This is a genomic window from Streptomyces sp. NPDC102279 (genome assembly GCF_044766365.1).
Lineage (GTDB): Bacteria > Actinomycetota > Actinomycetes > Streptomycetales > Streptomycetaceae > Streptomyces.
In genome coordinates, this window is sequence record NZ_JBIWLU010000009.1 from 12,006 (window position 1) to 27,875 (window position 15,870).

Genomic DNA, 15,870 nt, shown 5'->3' on the forward strand with positions numbered 1-15,870 from the left:
GGTGGTGAACGCCGAACGAAGCGGCACAACAGCGCTGTTCGGTCGGGCCCGCGCGGACACCGCCCCAACTTCCCTGTGATCCACGTTACTTACGAGGCCGCGGTCATCGTTGAGCAACTCCGTTCGGTATCCCGTACATAGCGGCGTAACGCTCCCCCCGCACTGGAGGCGCGCATGTCGCGTAGGAGAACGCTCAGCACCAAGAAGAAGATCGCCCTGCTGACCGGCGCGGCGCTCGTGGCCGGGGGCGGGGCGTTCGCCCTCGCCGCCACCTCGAACGCCGCGTCGGTGCAGAACGCGCAGACCTCGACGGTCTGCAAGGGTCTGGCCACCGCGCTCGGCAACAACCAGAAGTTCATCGCGGACCAGCGGGCCACGCCCGACGCCCAGTCGGAGGCCCGGATCGCCAACCGCGAGGCCGTCCTCGCGCAGATCAAGGTTCAGCAGGAGGCGTCCGGCTGCGAGGTCGGGGAGTCGGCTCAGGACTCCCAGACCGCACCGCAGCCGGGCCGGTCCACGCCGGCCGTGGCCGCGCCCGCCCCCTCCGCTCCGGCGCAGGCGGACCCGGCGCAGACCGCGCCCGCGGACAACGCGGGAGCGGGCGCCGCCACGGGGCAGCAGGTCTGCACCGGTTCGACGGTCACGCTCTCCGGCGAGGGCGGCGCACCGGCCGCGTCCAGCAACCAGTTCCCGGCCGGGACGAAGCTGAAGGTCACCAACCTGGACAACAACAAGTCCACGACCGTGGAAGTCACCTCGGTCTCCGGAAGCTGTGCCCTGCTGAACAACGCGGCCTTCGAACAGGTCAGGGAACCCGGCAAGTTCCTGATCCGCAAGGCCCGCATCGAGAAGGTGGGCTAGGGCTCCCCGGGTAGCGGACGCAACGGGTCGAGGCCCTGTCCCCGCCGGTTCCTCCGGACCGGTGGGGACAGGGCCTTCGCGCGGTCGGGCAACGGGTGCGTAACCGCATCACATCGCCCGTATCGTCTCCACGCCCATCGCATACGAGCCGGTCGCGGGCCGGGTCCTTCCGGACCGGGCCGGGCAGCGGGGCGGCGGATCGCGGTTGCGAACACCGTCGCGCGAACACGGGCAGCGGGGCGGCCCGCGTGAGACGGGGCACACACAGGCCGGGTAACACGGGGTTCACATTCGGGCAACGACCGGGAAATCGCCGGTTGACAGGCTGCCGGCATCCCCAGCGGCGTCCCGGTGCCGCAGCGCCGCAGCACCCGCAAGTGCGCCTCAAGACACACCCCGAAGGATGTGGCCCGTGACCTTCAAGGCTGAGTACATCTGGATCGACGGCACCGAGCCGACGGCCAAGCTCCGTTCCAAGACGAAGATCCTGGGCGACGACGCCAAGGGTGCTGAGCTGCCGATCTGGGGCTTCGACGGTTCCTCCACGAACCAGGCCGAGGGCCACGCCTCCGACCGTGTACTCAAGCCGGTGGCCACCTACCCGGACCCGATCCGCGGCGGCGACGACGTCCTCGTCATGTGCGAGGTCCTGAACATCGACATGACGCCGCACGAGTCCAACACCCGTGCCGCGCTGACCGAGGTCTCCGAGAAGTTCGGCGCCCAGGAGTCGATCTTCGGCATCGAGCAGGAGTACACGTTCTTCAAGGGCACGCGCCCGCTCGGCTTCCCCGAGGGCGGCTTCCCGGCCGCGCAGGGCGGCTACTACTGCGGTGTCGGCTCGGACGAGATCTTCGGCCGTGACGTCGTCGAGGCGCACCTGGAGAACTGTCTGAAGGCGGGCCTCGGCATCTCCGGCATCAACGCCGAGGTCATGCCCGGCCAGTGGGAGTTCCAGGTCGGCCCGCTGGCGCCGCTGGAGGTCTCGGACCAGCTGTGGGTGGCCCGCTGGCTGCTCTACCGCACCGCCGAGGACTTCGGCGTCTCCGCGACGCTCGACCCGAAGCCGGTGAAGGGCGACTGGAACGGCGCGGGCGCGCACACCAACTTCTCCACGAAGGCGATGCGCGAGGGCTACGACGCGATCATCACCGCGTGCGAGTCGCTGGGCGAGGGCTCGAAGCCCATGGACCACGTCAAGCACTACGGCGCCGGCATCGACGACCGCCTGACGGGCCTGCACGAGACCGCCCCGTGGAACGAATACTCCTACGGTGTCTCCAACCGCGGTGCCTCGGTCCGTATCCCGTGGCAGGTCGAGAAGGACGGCAAGGGCTACATCGAGGACCGCCGTCCCAACGCGAACGTCGACCCGTACGTCGTGACGCGCCTGATCGTCGACACCTGCTGCACCGCCCTGGAGAAGGCCGGCCAGGTCTGATCCACCGCACACCCGTGAAGGGGCGCCCGCCGGACCGGCGGGCGCCCCTTCACGTTCCCCGGCCCGCGGAGGCGTTGTCGGTGGGACGTGCCAGAGTCGGCCCATGGGGAACGAAGAACAGCTCGCCGTCAGCGTCGAGACGGAGAACGGGCAGCGCCACCAGGGTGTTCCGGCGGACGGGCTGCGGACGCTGGTGCGGCGGATCGGCGGCCCGGGCGACCGCTTCCTGGTCGCGCAGCGGATACCGGACGTGCCGGACGTCTTCGCGCAGGTGTGGCACGAGCGGGGCGGTGACTACCGCCTGGAGCACCGCGAGGACCGCGCCCGTTTCTTCGGCACGACGCTGGGCGCCGGCGACGCCGACCGGGTGGCGGAGGCCATGGCGGGCTGGGCCCGGGGCGACGACGGCTGGGACGCGGGCCTCACATGGGAGCCGCTCGGCCACGACGCCCCGCAGGAGGTCCCGGAACTGCCCGCGGACGTATTGGACGAGATCGAGCCGCGGATCAGGGAGCTGCTGCGCTGCGGGTACGCCGGCCGGGCGCGGCTCACCGAGGACGCCGAGGAGTATCTGGTCGACGGCGACCACCGGCCGGTCTCCCGGGCCCAGGCCAGGGAACTGGTCGACCGGCTGTGGACCGAGCGGCTGGCCGAACAGGCGCTCTGGGAAGGGGTGACGGACCCGGAGCGCCTCACCGAGGTCTTCGAGGCGCTCGACGCGGGCGGGATCACCGCCCGGGAGGACTTCACCTGTTGCCGCACCTGCGGCACCGCCGAGATAGGGGCCGAGGGCGGTGAGGGAGCGCGCGGCTTCGTCTACTTCCACTCCCAGTGCACGGAGGGCGCCGCGGCGGGTCACGGACTGACGCTGCTGTACGGCGGGTTCGACGGCTCGGCGGCGACCACGGCGTCCGTCGGCCGCGAGGTCGTCGCGGCGCTGGACGCGGCGGGCCTGTCCGCCCAGTGGGACGGCTCCCCGGACAGCGCCGTCCACGTGACCCGCCTGACGTGGCACAAGCGCCTGGTCGGATAGGGGCTCGCGGCGTCACGTTCACGCCAAGGATGCGTCCGGTCCGTGGAAGGACTCTCCTCCCGCGCCCCGCCTTCTGCTTCAATGGGGGCATGGCCAGCTTCCGGAAGTGCATCGCGACGGGTCGCCATGACCTCGAGCCCTTCTGGCCTTCCCGTCAGCACCACGACTTCGACCGGGTGTGTTGCCGCGCGACGAACGCGCCGGCCCTCTAAAGCCGTACACCCCGGCCTTCGGCCAGCGCGCACGACGTACGTCCTCGACGACCCGACCACGAACTCGCGGTCGTCGATCACCCCGACGGACTTCTCGCGCGAAAGAGCTGACCTCTCATGGCGACCACTCGTTCCTTCTCCTCCGTAGCGACGGCTCCCACCCCCTCGACCTCTCCGGGACGGCACCGACTGCGTGCCGTCGACCGGGACGAGGTGGTCGACGTCGCCGGCTTCCTGCCGCCGGGCGCCACCTGGCTGCCCGCTCCCCCGCACACCCTGCCGGTCCTGCCGGGCCAGCCGCCGATGATCGGCTACCTGGTCCTCGTGCCGGCGGACCAGCAGCCCCTGCTGCCCGTGGCCGTACCGGACCGGGCGGCACCGGACAGCGCCGAGCCGTCGCTCACCGGCACGGGCGCCGGTGAACCGTTGGTGCGCATCGACACCGTGCAGCGCACCGCCGAGGTCGACGGACGGGTCCTGGACCTCACCTACCTGGAGTTCGAGCTGCTCGCGCATCTCGTCCAGCACCCGCACCGGGTGCACACCCGCGACCAGTTGGTCTCCACGGTGTGGGGGTACGGCCACGTGGGCGACGGACGGACCGTCGACGTCCATGTCGCGCGACTGCGCCGCAAGCTCGGGGCGCAGCACCGGCAGTCCATCCAGACGGTGCGCCGCGTGGGCTACAAGTACGCCCCGTCGAACGGCCGTTGACCTGAGCCCGGTTCGACCGGCTCTCCCGTGACCCGTCCGCCTCCGCACCCGCCGCCCCGGCCGGATCTTCTGTCGGCAGATTTCTGTTCCGCGGGCCGGGTGCGGCGGGCAGAGTCGTCCGTATGACACGGAGACTTCTGATGCTGGGCGGGACGGAGTTCGTGGGGCGCGCCGTCGTGGAGGCGGCGCTCGGCCGGGGGTGGGAGGTCACGGTCTTCCACCGCGGCCGGCACGAACCACCGTCCGGGGTGCGGTCGTTGCTGGGCGACCGCACCGCTCCGGACGGGCTCGCGGCGCTCGCCGGCACCGCCGACGCGTGGGACCTCGTCGTCGACACCTGGTCGGGGGCGCCGCGCGTGGTCCGGGACAGCGCGCGGCTGCTGGCCGGGCGGGTCTCCCGCTACGTGTACGTGTCGAGCTGCTCCGTGTACGCCTGGCCACGGGAGGCCGGGGCCGGCGAGGACGCGCCGGTCGTGGACGGGGCGTCGCCCGACGCGGAGGCGACCGACTACGCGCGGGACAAGCGGGGTGGCGAGCTGGCCGCCATCGACGCCTTCGGGCCGGAGAAGTCCCTGCTCGTGCGGTGCGGGCTGATCCTCGGGCCCTACGAGAACATCGGGCGGCTGCCGTGGTGGCTGAACCGGATCGCGGCCGGTGGCCCCGTTCTCGCGCCCGGCCCGCGTGAACTGCCGCTCCAGTACGTCGACGTGCGGGACCTCGCCGAGTGGACGCTCACGGCGGCGGAGGCGGGGCTCGGCGGCGCGTACGACCTGGTGAGCACGCAGGGCCACAGCACGATGGGGGCGCTGCTCGACGCGTGCGCCGAGGTCACCGGGGGCGGCGCGGAGCTGCGGTGGACCGATCCGGAGACCGTCCTCGCGGCGGGCATCGAGCCGTGGACGCAGCTGCCGGTATGGGTGCCGCCCGCGAGCGAACTGCACGCCGCGGTGTACTCGATGGACGTCTCCCGGGCGGTCGCGACCGGGCTCCGCTGCCGGCCCGTGCGGGAGACCGTCGCCGACACCTGGGAGTGGCTCCGGTCGCGCGGCGGGACGGCGCCGCTGCGGCCCGACCGGCCGGCGGTGGGCCTCGACCCCGCGGTGGAGGCGAAGGTCCTCGGCACGTGAGACGCCGCGGCGCCGCCCGCGACGCGACGGGTGAGGCGTCACGACGCCCGGCCGCACCGGCCGGGGCGGACCGACCCGTCATCCGGCCACGGCTCGGGCTCCCGTCCTCCCGGGGGCGCGAGCCGTGAACGGGCCCCGGGACAACCACGATCGGCAGCCCGCTCCCACCCCGCCCCTGCCGGGGGGTGCTGCTGGCACCACCCCCCGGCAGGGGGTTCGGCCCAGTGACGGGGTTCCGTCGGTCGGCGAGACTCGGGGCATGGAGTCGCAGAGGTTCGAGGCGCGGGCACGCGGGCGGGAGGCCCTGCTGGCCGGGGCACGGGGGCTGGCGGTCGCCGTGACGGGGCTGGCGGGGTCGGTCGGGCTGTTCGTCCTGACCGTCGTGTCCGTCCTGCTGGTCCCCGTCGGCGTCGGGATCGTCACGACACCGCGGGTGCTGACCGCGATGCGGGGCTTCGCGGACGCGCGGCGGCTGGTCGCGGCCCGGTGGTGCGAGGTGCGGATCCCGGCCGCCTACCGGCCGCTGCCCGAGGGGGCCAACCCCTGGGCGCGGTGTTTCGGCATGCTCCGCGACCCGGCCACCTGGCGGGACGTGCGCTGGCTGCTGTTCGACATGACCGCGGGGTTCGTCACCGCGGTGCTGCCCGCCGCGCTGGTGCTGTACCCGCTGGAGGGCTTCGCGCTCGCGCTCGGCCTGTGGCGCGTGTTCACGGACGGCACGTACGTCGGTTGGTGGTACGGGTTCGTTCCCGTCTCCGGTCAGGCGTCGGCCCTGGCCGCGGGGGTCCTCGGCGCCGCGCTCCTGGCCGCCTCCCTCTTCCTCGCCCCTCCCCTCCTGCGGCTCCACTTCCGCGTCACCCGTGCCGTCCTGGCCCCCGGCGCAGGTGAACTCGCCGAGCGGGTACGGGTGCTGACGGAGACCCGGCGGGAGGCCGTGGACACCTCGGCCGCCGAACTGCGCCGCATCGAGCGGGACCTGCACGACGGCGCGCAGGCCCGCCTGGTCGCGGTGGGCATGGACCTGGGAACCGTCGAGGCGCTCATCGAGAAGGACCCCGCGCGGGCGAAGCACCTGCTGGCACAGGCGCGGAAGTCCTCGGCCGAGGCGCTCGTCGAGCTGCGCGACCTCGTCCGGGGCATCCATCCGCCGGTACTGGCCGAACGCGGACTCGGCGACGCGATCAGGGCGTTGGCGCTGAGCCTGCCGCCGGTGAGCGAGGTCGACGTCGACCTGGCCGGGCGGGTGGAGGCGCCGGTCGAGTCGGCCGCGTACTTCGCGGTGAGCGAGGTGCTGGCCAACGCGGTCAAGCACGCGGACGCCGACCGGCTCTGGATCGACGTGCACCACCGCGGCGGCACGCTCCGGATCACCGTCACCGACAACGGCCGGGGCGGCGCCCGCGTCGGCGCCGGCTCCGGACTCGGCGGGATCGAGCGGCGGCTCGGTACATTCGACGGCGTCCTCGCCGTCAGCAGCCCCGCGGGCGGTCCCACCCGGGTCACCCTGGAGATCCCTTGCGTGTTGTCCTAGCCGAAGATCTCTTCCTGCTGCGCGACGGCCTGGTCCGGATGCTGGAGGCCTACGACTTCGAGATCGCCGCGGCGGTCGAGAGCGGGCCCGAACTCGCCCGGGCGCTGCGGGAGTTGCAGCCGGACGTGGCGGTGGTGGACGTACGGCTGCCGCCCTCGCACACCGACGAGGGGCTGCAGTGCGCGCTGACGGCCAGGCGTGAGCGGCCCGGGCTGCCGGTGCTCGTCCTGTCGCAGCACGTCGAGCAGCTGTACGCCCGCGAGCTGCTCGCCGACGGCAGTGGCGGGGTCGGCTATCTGCTGAAGGACCGGGTGTTCGACGCGGAGCAGTTCATCGACGCCGTACGCAGGGTGGCGGCCGGAGGCACGGCCATGGACCCGCAGGTGATCCAGCAGCTGCTGGCCCGGCGGACGGTCGGGGACCAGCCGGTCGGACGGCTCACTCCGCGGGAGCGGGAGGTGCTGGATCTGATGGCGCAGGGACGTTCCAACGCGGCGATCGCGGCGCAGCTCGTCGTGACGGAAAGGGCGATCGCCAAACACACCTCCAACATCTTCGCCAAGCTGGGCCTCGAGGTGTCGGACGACGACAATCGGCGCGTCCTCGCGGTGCTCGCCTATTTGGACCGGGACGCCCACTGAATTTCAGTCAAAAAGCGCCCTCAAACCTTTTGAGCGAGAACAACTCCCGTGAATTCGGGGGCTTCTGAGCCCATTGTGCCCGAATTGGTCTCACGAAGTTCTAAGATTTTCGGGGGTTTCTGAACACCCCACCCGCCCCGTGCGTATGGAATGGAGCCGCTTCACTCCTGTCGGGCGCCCTCGATGCCCCGCAAGGAAGTCAGAGGAGTTCCATGGGACGCAATGTACGAAAACGCCGTTCGCCGCTGGCCGTTCGGGCCATCGCCGCGTCGGCAGCGCTCGCTATCGGCGGGGGTGGACTGGTCTGGGCGAACTTCTACGCCTCGGCGCACGAGGAGAACGGTTCTCCCAACACCACGAAGGCCGCCACCGCTCAGGTGGCCACCATCAGCTGTCCGGACGTCGGCCAGAAGCTGACCAACGTCCCGAACCGGGCCCGCGGTGAGGTCGACGGCGAACTCGCCACGCTGGACGGGCAGATCACCGCCGCCTATCAGCGGCTCGCCACCACCCGGGACGCGCAGACGAGGGACGCGGGGTTCGTGCAGAACTCCATCCTCGGACCGCTGAAGAACAACCGGGCGGTGATCATCGACCGGATCAAGCTGGAGATCAGCAGGGTCGGCGGCACCGCTCCCGGCTCGCTCGACGGCCTCTCCTCCTGCACGGGGACCCCCGCCAACCAGACCAACGCCGGCTGGGGCAACAACGGCGGCCAGAACAACGGCGGTCAGAACAACGGCGGCACGGCCAGTCCGGCTCCGTCCCCGTCCGCCAGCGCGAGCGCCGGCGGCCAGCAGGGCGGCGGCCAGCAGACGGGCAACGGCGGTCAGGCCGGTAACGGACCGCTCGCCGCGGACTTCGTCGACATCACGAAGGCCCAGGCGAACGTCCCCCGCAAGGCACGTACCCGGGCGGGCGGTTCGACGGGCACGTTCACCACGTCCTGCGGCGTGAACGCGAACAAGAAGTTCAACACCGACAACGTGATCGTGGCGCCCGGCGTCAGCAACGGCGCGCACCACCTGCACGACTACGTCGGCAACCAGTCGAACGACGCGTTCGCCAACAACGACACGTTCGCCGCGGCCAAGACCACCTGCGCCAACCAGGGCGACAAGTCGACGTACTACTGGCCGGTCGTGCGTATCCAGAACGGAACGCAGGACTTCGACCAGAACAACGACGGCGGTGGCAAGGAAGGAAACGTCGGCCAGATCCAGCAGGTCAAGCAGGCGCAGATCAAGTTCGTCGGCAGCGCGAAGAGCCAGGTCGTCGCGATGCCGAAGTTCCTGCGCATCATCACCGGTGACGCGAAGACCACGACCAACGGTCTCGCGAACGCCAACGCCCACTGGTCCTGCACCGGCTTCGAGAACAAGGTGCAGCTCACACAGCAGTACCCGATCTGCCCGCGCGGCAGCACCGTGGTGCGCACCTTCGCCTTCCAGAGCTGCTGGGACGGAGTGAACGCCGACAGTGCCAACCACCGCACGCACGTGGCCTTCGCGGACGCCCAGGGCAACTGCGCCAATGGCTTCAAGGCCATTCCGCAGCTGACGATGCGCCTGGTCTACGGCTTCCGGGCCCCGACCCTGCAGAACGGGCAGATCAAGAACGCCTACGCGGTGGACGGATTCCCCGAGCAGCTGCACAAGGCGGCCACCGACCACGACGACTTCATCAACGTCTTCGACGACGCCCTGATGAACAAGATGGTCGACTGCATCAACAAGGGCCAGCGTTGTAAGTGACCCCCATGAGGAAGCCGGTGGCGGGATCATCCCGCCACCGGCTTTCTTTTGTCCTCAGGTCCTTTGTCCTCAGGTCCCCGGCCCGTCGGGCCGGGACCCCGTCCGCACGGTCAGCCGCTGTGCTCGTGACCGGCGTGCGCGCCGTGCGAGGTCCCTTCCTCCAGGGTTCCGCCGAGCCGGCCCCGTAGGGTCGTGACCATCTTCTGGTCGCCGACGGCCACCCACTTGGCACCGACGAGGTACGAACCGCCGTAGTCCTTCGCCCCGTTGAGCCACTCGCGCTGACCGCGGTCGGTGGCGAACGTCGCCAGGATGAACTTGCCGGCGTCGACCTTGCAGACCCCCTGGCGGATCTCGTCCGCGTCGGTCTGGATGTCCGGACTGCACTTCACCTCGGCCGCCAGGTCCTCCAGGCTGCCGGTCGCCGTGGCCGGGACGGTCTCCCGCGCGGTGGCCGCCTTGTCGTCCGCTCCGCCGCCGCAGCCGGTCAGCGTCAGCAGGACGGTCACGGCCGCCCCGGCCAGAAGCCTCTCGCGTGTCACCCTCATACGTTCCTCCGGTACCTGTCGGCGCTCACGCCGAAGCGAGCCCCGGCAGGGGCTCTGTCTTCGATACGGCTCCGGGCCGCCCCCTGCTCAACGGGACGCCGTTTTCGCGTGGGGAACCCGATACCGCCGGTGGTACAGCTGTGCGAGGGTGTCCCTCGTGAACGAAGACTGGGAAGAGCGTACGGCGGCCGCCTGGGCCACTTTCGACACCTACGAGGAAGAGCGGGCGGCGGACTTCCGGGCGGTGATCGACGCCCTGGTCGCCGAACTGCCCGCCGACAGCCCCCTCGGCCCCTTCGAGCAGGCCTGCGCCTGGGACTCGACGGGCCACTCCGACCGGGCCGTGCCGCTCTACCGCGAGGCCCTGGCCCGCGGCCTGAGCGGATACAAGGGCCGGCGCACCAGGATCCAGCTCTCCAGTTCGCTGCGCAACATCGGACAGCCGGACGAGGGCGTCAAGCTGCTCACCCCCGAACTGGTCGCACCCTCGGATGAGTTGGACGACGCGGTGCGCGCCTGTCTCGCGCTCTGCCTCGCCGACCTGGGCCGTGAACGCGAGGGCCTGGCCCTGGTGATCGGTGCCCTGGCCCCTCATCTGCCGCGCTACCAGCGGTCGATGGCGAACTACGCACGCCTGCTGGTGGAGCCGGAGGAGTCCGGATCCTGAGCTCCCGGCGGGGCCGGTGACCATCCACCCGTTCGCTCGTTTTGCTGAACGTGCAGTCACAGGATGTAGCCAAACGCCCCGCAGCCTCCTCCGGAACGGTCGTCGACGTCGAGCAGGCCGAGGCGGCACTCGTCGAGCACTACCCGCGGCTGGTCCGGCTCGCGTATCTGGTGCTGCCGCCGAGCCTCGGCCGCAACCGGCGGGTCCTGACGGCGCACGCCCTCACCCAGCGTGCGCTGCCCCGCGGCCGGGCGTCCGGCGACGCGTCGGTCATCCCGGCCCAGCAGAGCGGCGGCGGCCGTGACGGCGATCCGGGCTACGCGTTCGTCCGCCTCCAGGTGGTGCGTTCGGCGCTGGAGGCGGGGCTGCCGCTGAAGCGGCGGGCCTGGCCGAAGCGGTCCCAGCTGCCGCCCCTGCTCCCCCAGGTGTGGGGCCTGCGACTGTTCCCGCGTTCGGGCGGTGCCGACGAACTCGCCCTGGACCAGCGGCTGTCCGCGCTCTCCGGCCCCGCCCGCGCCGCGTACGTGCTGCGCGGCCTGGAGAAGCTGCCCGACCCGCAGCTGCGCAAGATGCTGGCGGCCGCGGGCGTGACGGACCCGGCGGCGGCGCTGACGGAGGCGGCCGGCGTCGAGGCGCGGGACGCGCTGCTCGCCTCCCCGGAGTTCGACCCCTGTTCACTGCACGCACGGCCCACCGACCTGATGCGGCGCAGGCAGCACCTGAGGGCCGCCCTCGCGGCCGCCGCCGCGCTGACGGTGTGCGGCGCGCTGCTCGGACTGCCGGGCGACGGCTGGGGCCCGGACGGCGCCGCGGCCCCTTCCTACGCGCAGAACCCGGCCGCCGAGGCCGCGTTGAACCCGGCCCGGCTGGAGCGGGTGGCGCCCGCCGCCTGGGAGTCCTCCGCGCGCACCGACTTCTCCGTGTGGCCCGCGCGCGGCGACCTCGTCAAGGACACCGGGCTGCTGCGCCGCGCGCTCGCGGTGTGGGCGAGGCCCGGGGAGTCCGTCCAGGTGTCGGCGACACCCGGCACCCCGTCGGGCGCCCCGCCCGGACCGCCCCAGCTGCTGTACGCGGGCACCGTCGACCAGGCCCGGGTGGTGCTCCTCTACGACGGTCTGCGCATCGCCCGCTACGCCGAGCCGAAGGACGGCACGAGCGGCGCGGCCCTCGACTTCGCCCGGGTGGACGGGGCGAGGGGGGCCGAGGCGAGCGCGGTGGTGCTGAGCCGCGCCGACGGCAACGTCCGCTATCTGACCGCGCCCTGGGTGAAGAAGGCCGCCGAGCGCGACCTGCTGAAGCCGAACACCGGCACGATGGACCTCACGCTGTCCGCCGACGGCTCCACCTCGCCGCTGGCGGGCCCGCCGCAGACCGGCGCGTGCACGTCGTGGAACGTGCTCCAGGTCGACAACGGGTCGGGCACCCGTCTGCTGAGTGACCTCGGTGAGCTGATCCCGGCCCACCTCACCTCGGGCCGGCCCGCCGCCCCGCGGGAGGCGACGGGCGCCGCGAACCTGCGGGGATGGGCGCCCTTCGCGTGCTCTCTCGCCTCGGTGCGTTCGCAGGGCGTGCGGTCGGTGAACGCCTGGCAGTTCGCGCAGCAGTCACTGCCCGACGCGAGCGGCTCGGCGACCTGGGTGTGCACCCGTGCCGACACCTGGCGGGGCGGCGGCACCCGGGTGCTGGCCCAGTTCCGTACCCCCGGCGGGACGTACGGGGCGGTCGCGGCGAAGGCCGAGAACTCCCCCGCGTGCGGCTCCCGCGACCCGCACGTGCTGGCCGGTGTGCTGTGGAAGTCGGGCGCCGGGTCCTGGTACCTGCTCGCCGCCGGCACCCAGGACACGGCGTCGATCGCGGCGAGCGGCGGGGTGCGCGGCTCGGCCGAGGGGCCGCTGCTGGCCGTACGGACGAAGCAGGGGGCGCAGGCCCAGCTGAAGGGGACCCTGGAGGACGGCCGGGGCATCAGCGGACTGCGCTGAACCGGACGCCTCGACGCTGTCGACCACCTCGGGCGGGGTGGCCGGCAGCGTCGTCTCGTCCACAGGTTGCTGACGCGTACGTAAATAAGTGGGCGCACAGGGGTTCTCCACGCGCCTACCCGTCAGTACATTGACGCCATGTCTAACACGCAGGCCCGGCTGCCGGTGCCGGTCGAGTCCGAGTGGACGGCGCTCAAGGCGCGCAAGGTGTCGTTCTCGTGGGAGGACACACCGCTGCACTGGGTGCCGGGCGATCCGTTCGCCACGCACACCATCAACGTGCTGCACCTGCTGCTGCCGGCCGGTGAGCGGTGGTTCGTGCACGTCTACCGGCAGGTGCTGCCGCTCATCCGCGACGAGCGGCTGCGCGCGGACGTCATCGGGTTCATCGGCCAGGAGGCGATGCACTCGCAGGCGCACGACGAGGTGCTCCCGCACCTCAAGAAGCTGGGGCTCGACCCGACGCCGTACACCGCGCAGGTCGACTGGCTCTTCGAGAAGCTGCTCGGCGACCGGACCCTGCCACCGGGCCGGGCACGGAAGTGGTGGCTGCTGGAGCGGGTCGCCCTGATCGCGGCGATCGAGCACTACACCGCCTTCCTCGGCGACTGGGTGCTGAACGCGCGGGAGCTGGACCGGCGCGGCGCCGACCCCACCATGCTGGACCTGCTGCGCTGGCACGGCGCCGAGGAGGTCGAGCACCGCTCGGTGGCGTTCGAGCTGTTCCAGCACGTCGACGGAAGCTACCGGCGGCGCGCGCGGACCTGGGCGACCGCCTTCACCGCGCTCGTCTTCCTGTGGCAGCGCGGGGCCCGGTTCTTCATGGAGAACGACCCGACGCTGACGGACGGCCACGCGACCTTCAAGGACTTCTACGTCAGCGGCAAGCGCGGCGTGCTGCCGTCCCCCGGCGACATGCTCCGGTCGATCCCCCGCTATCTGAGCCGCACGTACCACCCCTCGCAGGAGGGCTCCACCGAACAGGCCGTCGCCTATCTGGCCTCCTCCCCGGCCGCCGTGGCGGCCTCCCTCGCCGAGAAGGGTGCTGGTGTCGCGTGACGCCCCGGCTGCGGACCGTCGTCGCGGTCGCCGGTACGGCCCTGCTGGTCCGGCGGGCGCTGCGGCGCCGGATCGGGGCGTCACCGCTGTGGCCGATGCCCGCCCTGGAGGAACCGGTCTCGGGCCGGCCCAGGTCACGGGCGCTGCGGCTCCTGGTCACCCGGCACGAGCGGATCGCCGACGGCGTCGTCCAACTGCGCCTGGAGGGAGCGGACCTGCCCTCCTGGGAGCCGGGCGCCCATCTCGACCTGGTGCTGCCCTCGGGACTCGTCCGGCAGTACTCGCTGTGCGGGGACCCGGAGGACAGCTCCTCGTACACCGTCGCGACCCGGCTGGTCGAGGACGGGCGGGGCGGATCGCGGGAGGTGCACGAGCAGCTCCAGGAGGGTACGGAGGTCGAGGTGCGCGGGCCGCGCAACCGCTTCCCCCTCGTGGACGCCCCGGCCTACGTGTTCGTCGCGGGCGGGATCGGTATCACCCCCGTCCTGCCGATGCTGCGGTCCGTCGGGGAGGGCGCCGACCGGCGGCTGCTGTACGGCGGCCGGACACGCGCCTCGATGCCGTTCCTGGAGGAGATCGAGAAGCTCGACCGCACGCGGGTCACCGTGGTCGCCGAGGACGAGGACGGACTGCCCGACCTGGACGCGCTGTTCGCGGACCTTCCCGCGGGCGCGGCGGTCTACTGCTGCGGCCCCGAGGGGCTGATGGCCGCGGTCGAGGCCCGCGTCCCCGAGGGGAGCACCCTGCACCTGGAGCGGTTCACGGCCCGGACACCCGGATCCGGTGACCGTTCCTTCGAGGTGGAACTGCGGCGCAGCGGACGTACGGTGACCGTGCCCGCGGGCTCCACGGTCCTCGCCGCCGTCCGAGCGGAGTTCCCCGACACCCTGTACTCGTGCGAGCAGGGGTTCTGCGGAACCTGCCAACAGCGTGTCCTGGAGGGGGAGATCGACCACCGGGACGAACTGCTGACGGACGCGGAGCGTGACGACTCGATGCTGATCTGTGTCTCCCGCGCGCGGGGGGAGCGCATCGTGCTGGACATGTGAGCGCCGGCGGCCCGGACCGGCCCGTTCCGGGCCGGATCCGATCGGTAAGGTGTTCGCATGACAACCGGGGTACGCCGCAGGATGGGTGTCGAGGAGCGACGGCAGCAGCTGATCGGCGTCGCCCTCGAACTGTTCAGCCGACGCTCGCCCGACGAGGTCTCCATCGACGAGATAGCCTCCGCCGCGGGCATCTCACGCCCGCTCGTGTACCACTACTTCCCGGGCAAACTCAGCTTGTACGAGGCCGCTTTGCAGCGGGCGGCGGACGATCTCGCGGGCCGATTCGTGGAGGCCCACGAAGGCCCCCTGGGCGCCCGGCTGCTGCGCGTGATGCGCCGGTTCTTCGACTTCGTCGACGATCACGGGCCCGGTTTCGCCGCGTTGATGCGGGGCGGCCCGGCCGTCGGCTCGTCCACCACCAACGCCCTGGTCGACTCCGTCCGGCAGGCCGCCTACCTCCAGGTCCTGTCGCATCTGAACGTGCAGAACCCGCCGGCCCGGCTGGAGCTGGTGGTCCGCTCCTGGATCTCGCTGGTCGAGTCGACCGCGCTGATCTGGCTGGACGGGCGGCGGATCCCGCGCGGCGAGCTGGAGGTCCAGCTCGTGCACGACTTCGCGGCGCTGGCTGCGGTGAGCGCGGCCTACGACGACGAGGTGGCCGGTCTGCTGCGCCGGGGCCTGGAGGGCGAGCCGGGCGACGGCCCGTTCACCGATCTCGCCGTCCGGCTCATCTCACTGGCCACCCCGCCCACGCCGTAAGGGCGAGCGCGGGAGACCGGGACTACGCCTCGAACTTGCTGTACGAGGGGTCGAGGTCGCGGACCTCGGCGGAGGCGTGCAGCTCCACTCCCGAGGCCGGCTTCACGTAGGTCCTCAGCAGCTCCAGGGTCGCCCCGGCGAGCTTCGTCCTGACCTCCTCGGTCCGTCCGGCGAGCAGACCGAGGGTGACGTGCACGACGGCGTGCCCGGCGGTGTCCGCACCGACCACGGTGTCCTCGGTGCGGCGGAACTGCGTCTTGCAGGCACCGATCTTCGCCGCGGCCGTCACGACCACCTCGTCGTGCAGCGCGAGGGCGAAACCCTGTCGGTCGAAGGCGTCGTCGAGCGTCGCGGAGTAGTCGACGGTGATCTGCGGCATGGGGCGCTCCTGTTCCGGGCGGGAAAGTCCCGGACACCCTAGCCCTGCCCGGCGGCGAAGGCCGGGCAGGGCTGGGGCGTCGTCCCTGGAGCGCCAGGGTGTGGTGTGCGACTGCC

At 72.0% G+C, this 15,870-nt stretch carries 15 protein-coding genes; 13 read left to right on the forward strand and 2 right to left on the reverse strand.

The features are described 5' to 3' along the window. Positions 1–174: 174 nt before the first annotated feature. The 8 genes from ACIRQH_RS23410 (at position 175) to ACIRQH_RS23445 (ending at position 9,314) form a co-directional block, all read left to right on the forward strand. Positions 175–861: a hypothetical protein gene (locus ACIRQH_RS23410; protein ID WP_404226933.1), complete on the forward strand. Its 687-nt coding sequence runs from the start codon at positions 175–177 to the stop codon at positions 859–861. 412 nt (positions 862–1,273) lie between these two features. Next, positions 1,274–2,302 (forward strand): glutamine synthetase, encoded by a 1,029-nt coding sequence (gene glnII / locus ACIRQH_RS23415; RefSeq protein ID WP_358815227.1) that lies wholly within the window; start codon positions 1,274–1,276, stop codon positions 2,300–2,302. Positions 2,303–2,405: 103 nt separating this feature from the next. Then, on the forward strand, positions 2,406–3,335 hold the full coding sequence (locus tag ACIRQH_RS23420) for a DUF6891 domain-containing protein (protein ID WP_404226934.1): 930 nt from the start codon (positions 2,406–2,408) through the stop codon (positions 3,333–3,335). A gap of 329 nt (positions 3,336–3,664) precedes the next feature. After that, complete coding sequence (locus ACIRQH_RS23425; RefSeq protein ID WP_358815229.1) at positions 3,665–4,261, forward strand: winged helix-turn-helix domain-containing protein; 597 nt, start codon at positions 3,665–3,667, stop codon at positions 4,259–4,261. Positions 4,262–4,383: 122 nt separating this feature from the next. Next, a complete protein-coding gene (locus ACIRQH_RS23430; RefSeq protein ID WP_388864991.1) occupies positions 4,384–5,388 on the forward strand; it encodes an NAD-dependent epimerase/dehydratase family protein in 1,005 nt (334 codons plus the stop codon). A gap of 259 nt (positions 5,389–5,647) precedes the next feature. Beyond that, a complete protein-coding gene (locus ACIRQH_RS23435) occupies positions 5,648–6,919 on the forward strand; it encodes a sensor histidine kinase (RefSeq protein WP_404226935.1) in 1,272 nt (423 codons plus the stop codon). After that, entirely contained in the window at positions 6,904–7,560 is a 657-nt protein-coding gene (locus tag ACIRQH_RS23440) for a response regulator transcription factor (RefSeq protein WP_358815232.1), read from the forward strand. Before ACIRQH_RS23435 ends, ACIRQH_RS23440 begins: the two co-directional genes overlap by 16 nt. Before the next feature lie 212 nt (positions 7,561–7,772). Next, the gene (locus ACIRQH_RS23445) at positions 7,773–9,314 is read left to right on the forward strand and encodes a DUF1996 domain-containing protein (protein ID WP_358815233.1); all 1,542 of its coding nucleotides are present in this window, start codon (positions 7,773–7,775) and stop codon (positions 9,312–9,314) included. 110 nt (positions 9,315–9,424) lie between these two features. On the opposite strand, the gene ACIRQH_RS23450 is transcribed toward ACIRQH_RS23445, so the two are convergent. Continuing rightward, the gene (locus ACIRQH_RS23450; protein WP_358815234.1) at positions 9,425–9,862 is read right to left on the reverse strand and encodes a hypothetical protein; all 438 of its coding nucleotides are present in this window, start codon (positions 9,860–9,862) and stop codon (positions 9,425–9,427) included. Between the two features lie 157 nt (positions 9,863–10,019). Here ACIRQH_RS23450 and ACIRQH_RS23455 point away from each other — a divergent pair, with 157 nt between their 5' ends. From ACIRQH_RS23455 to ACIRQH_RS23475, 5 genes are all read left to right on the forward strand, one after another. Then, on the forward strand, positions 10,020–10,529 hold the full coding sequence (locus ACIRQH_RS23455; RefSeq protein WP_404226936.1) for a tetratricopeptide repeat protein: 510 nt from the start codon (positions 10,020–10,022) through the stop codon (positions 10,527–10,529). Positions 10,530–10,579: 50 nt separating this feature from the next. Beyond that, positions 10,580–12,508, forward strand: coding sequence for a hypothetical protein (locus ACIRQH_RS23460; protein ID WP_404226937.1), 1,929 nt, complete (start codon positions 10,580–10,582; stop codon positions 12,506–12,508). Between the two features lie 138 nt (positions 12,509–12,646). Continuing rightward, complete coding sequence (locus ACIRQH_RS23465) at positions 12,647–13,567, forward strand: metal-dependent hydrolase (RefSeq protein WP_404226938.1); 921 nt, start codon at positions 12,647–12,649, stop codon at positions 13,565–13,567. Next, positions 13,564–14,616: a PDR/VanB family oxidoreductase gene (locus ACIRQH_RS23470; protein WP_404226939.1), complete on the forward strand. Its 1,053-nt coding sequence runs from the start codon at positions 13,564–13,566 to the stop codon at positions 14,614–14,616. The genes ACIRQH_RS23465 and ACIRQH_RS23470 overlap by 4 nt, the downstream gene beginning before the upstream one ends. 57 nt (positions 14,617–14,673) lie before the next feature. Further along, the gene (locus ACIRQH_RS23475) at positions 14,674–15,375 is read left to right on the forward strand and encodes a TetR/AcrR family transcriptional regulator (protein ID WP_358815239.1); all 702 of its coding nucleotides are present in this window, start codon (positions 14,674–14,676) and stop codon (positions 15,373–15,375) included. 22 nt (positions 15,376–15,397) lie between these two features. Here ACIRQH_RS23475 and ACIRQH_RS23480 read toward each other — a convergent pair whose 3' ends face one another. After that, positions 15,398–15,754, reverse strand: coding sequence for a 5-carboxymethyl-2-hydroxymuconate Delta-isomerase (locus tag ACIRQH_RS23480; protein WP_388864980.1), 357 nt, complete (start codon positions 15,752–15,754; stop codon positions 15,398–15,400). Positions 15,755–15,870: the final 116 nt, after the last annotated feature.

Coding starts and splice junctions, on each gene's coding strand:
- ACIRQH_RS23410 (WP_404226933.1), top strand. CDS start 175: ATGTCGCGTAGGAGAACGCTCAGCACCAAGAAGAAGATCGCCCTGCTG.
- ACIRQH_RS23420 (WP_404226934.1), top strand. CDS start 2,406: ATGGGGAACGAAGAACAGCTCGCCGTCAGCGTCGAGACGGAGAACGGG.
- ACIRQH_RS23425 (WP_358815229.1), top strand. CDS start 3,665: ATGGCGACCACTCGTTCCTTCTCCTCCGTAGCGACGGCTCCCACCCCC.
- ACIRQH_RS23430 (WP_388864991.1), top strand. CDS start 4,384: ATGACACGGAGACTTCTGATGCTGGGCGGGACGGAGTTCGTGGGGCGC.
- ACIRQH_RS23435 (WP_404226935.1), top strand. CDS start 5,648: ATGGAGTCGCAGAGGTTCGAGGCGCGGGCACGCGGGCGGGAGGCCCTG.
- ACIRQH_RS23445 (WP_358815233.1), top strand. CDS start 7,773: ATGGGACGCAATGTACGAAAACGCCGTTCGCCGCTGGCCGTTCGGGCC.
- ACIRQH_RS23450 (WP_358815234.1), bottom strand. CDS start 9,862: ATGAGGGTGACACGCGAGAGGCTTCTGGCCGGGGCGGCCGTGACCGTC.
- ACIRQH_RS23465 (WP_404226938.1), top strand. CDS start 12,647: ATGTCTAACACGCAGGCCCGGCTGCCGGTGCCGGTCGAGTCCGAGTGG.
- ACIRQH_RS23475 (WP_358815239.1), top strand. CDS start 14,674: ATGACAACCGGGGTACGCCGCAGGATGGGTGTCGAGGAGCGACGGCAG.
- ACIRQH_RS23480 (WP_388864980.1), bottom strand. CDS start 15,754: ATGCCGCAGATCACCGTCGACTACTCCGCGACGCTCGACGACGCCTTC.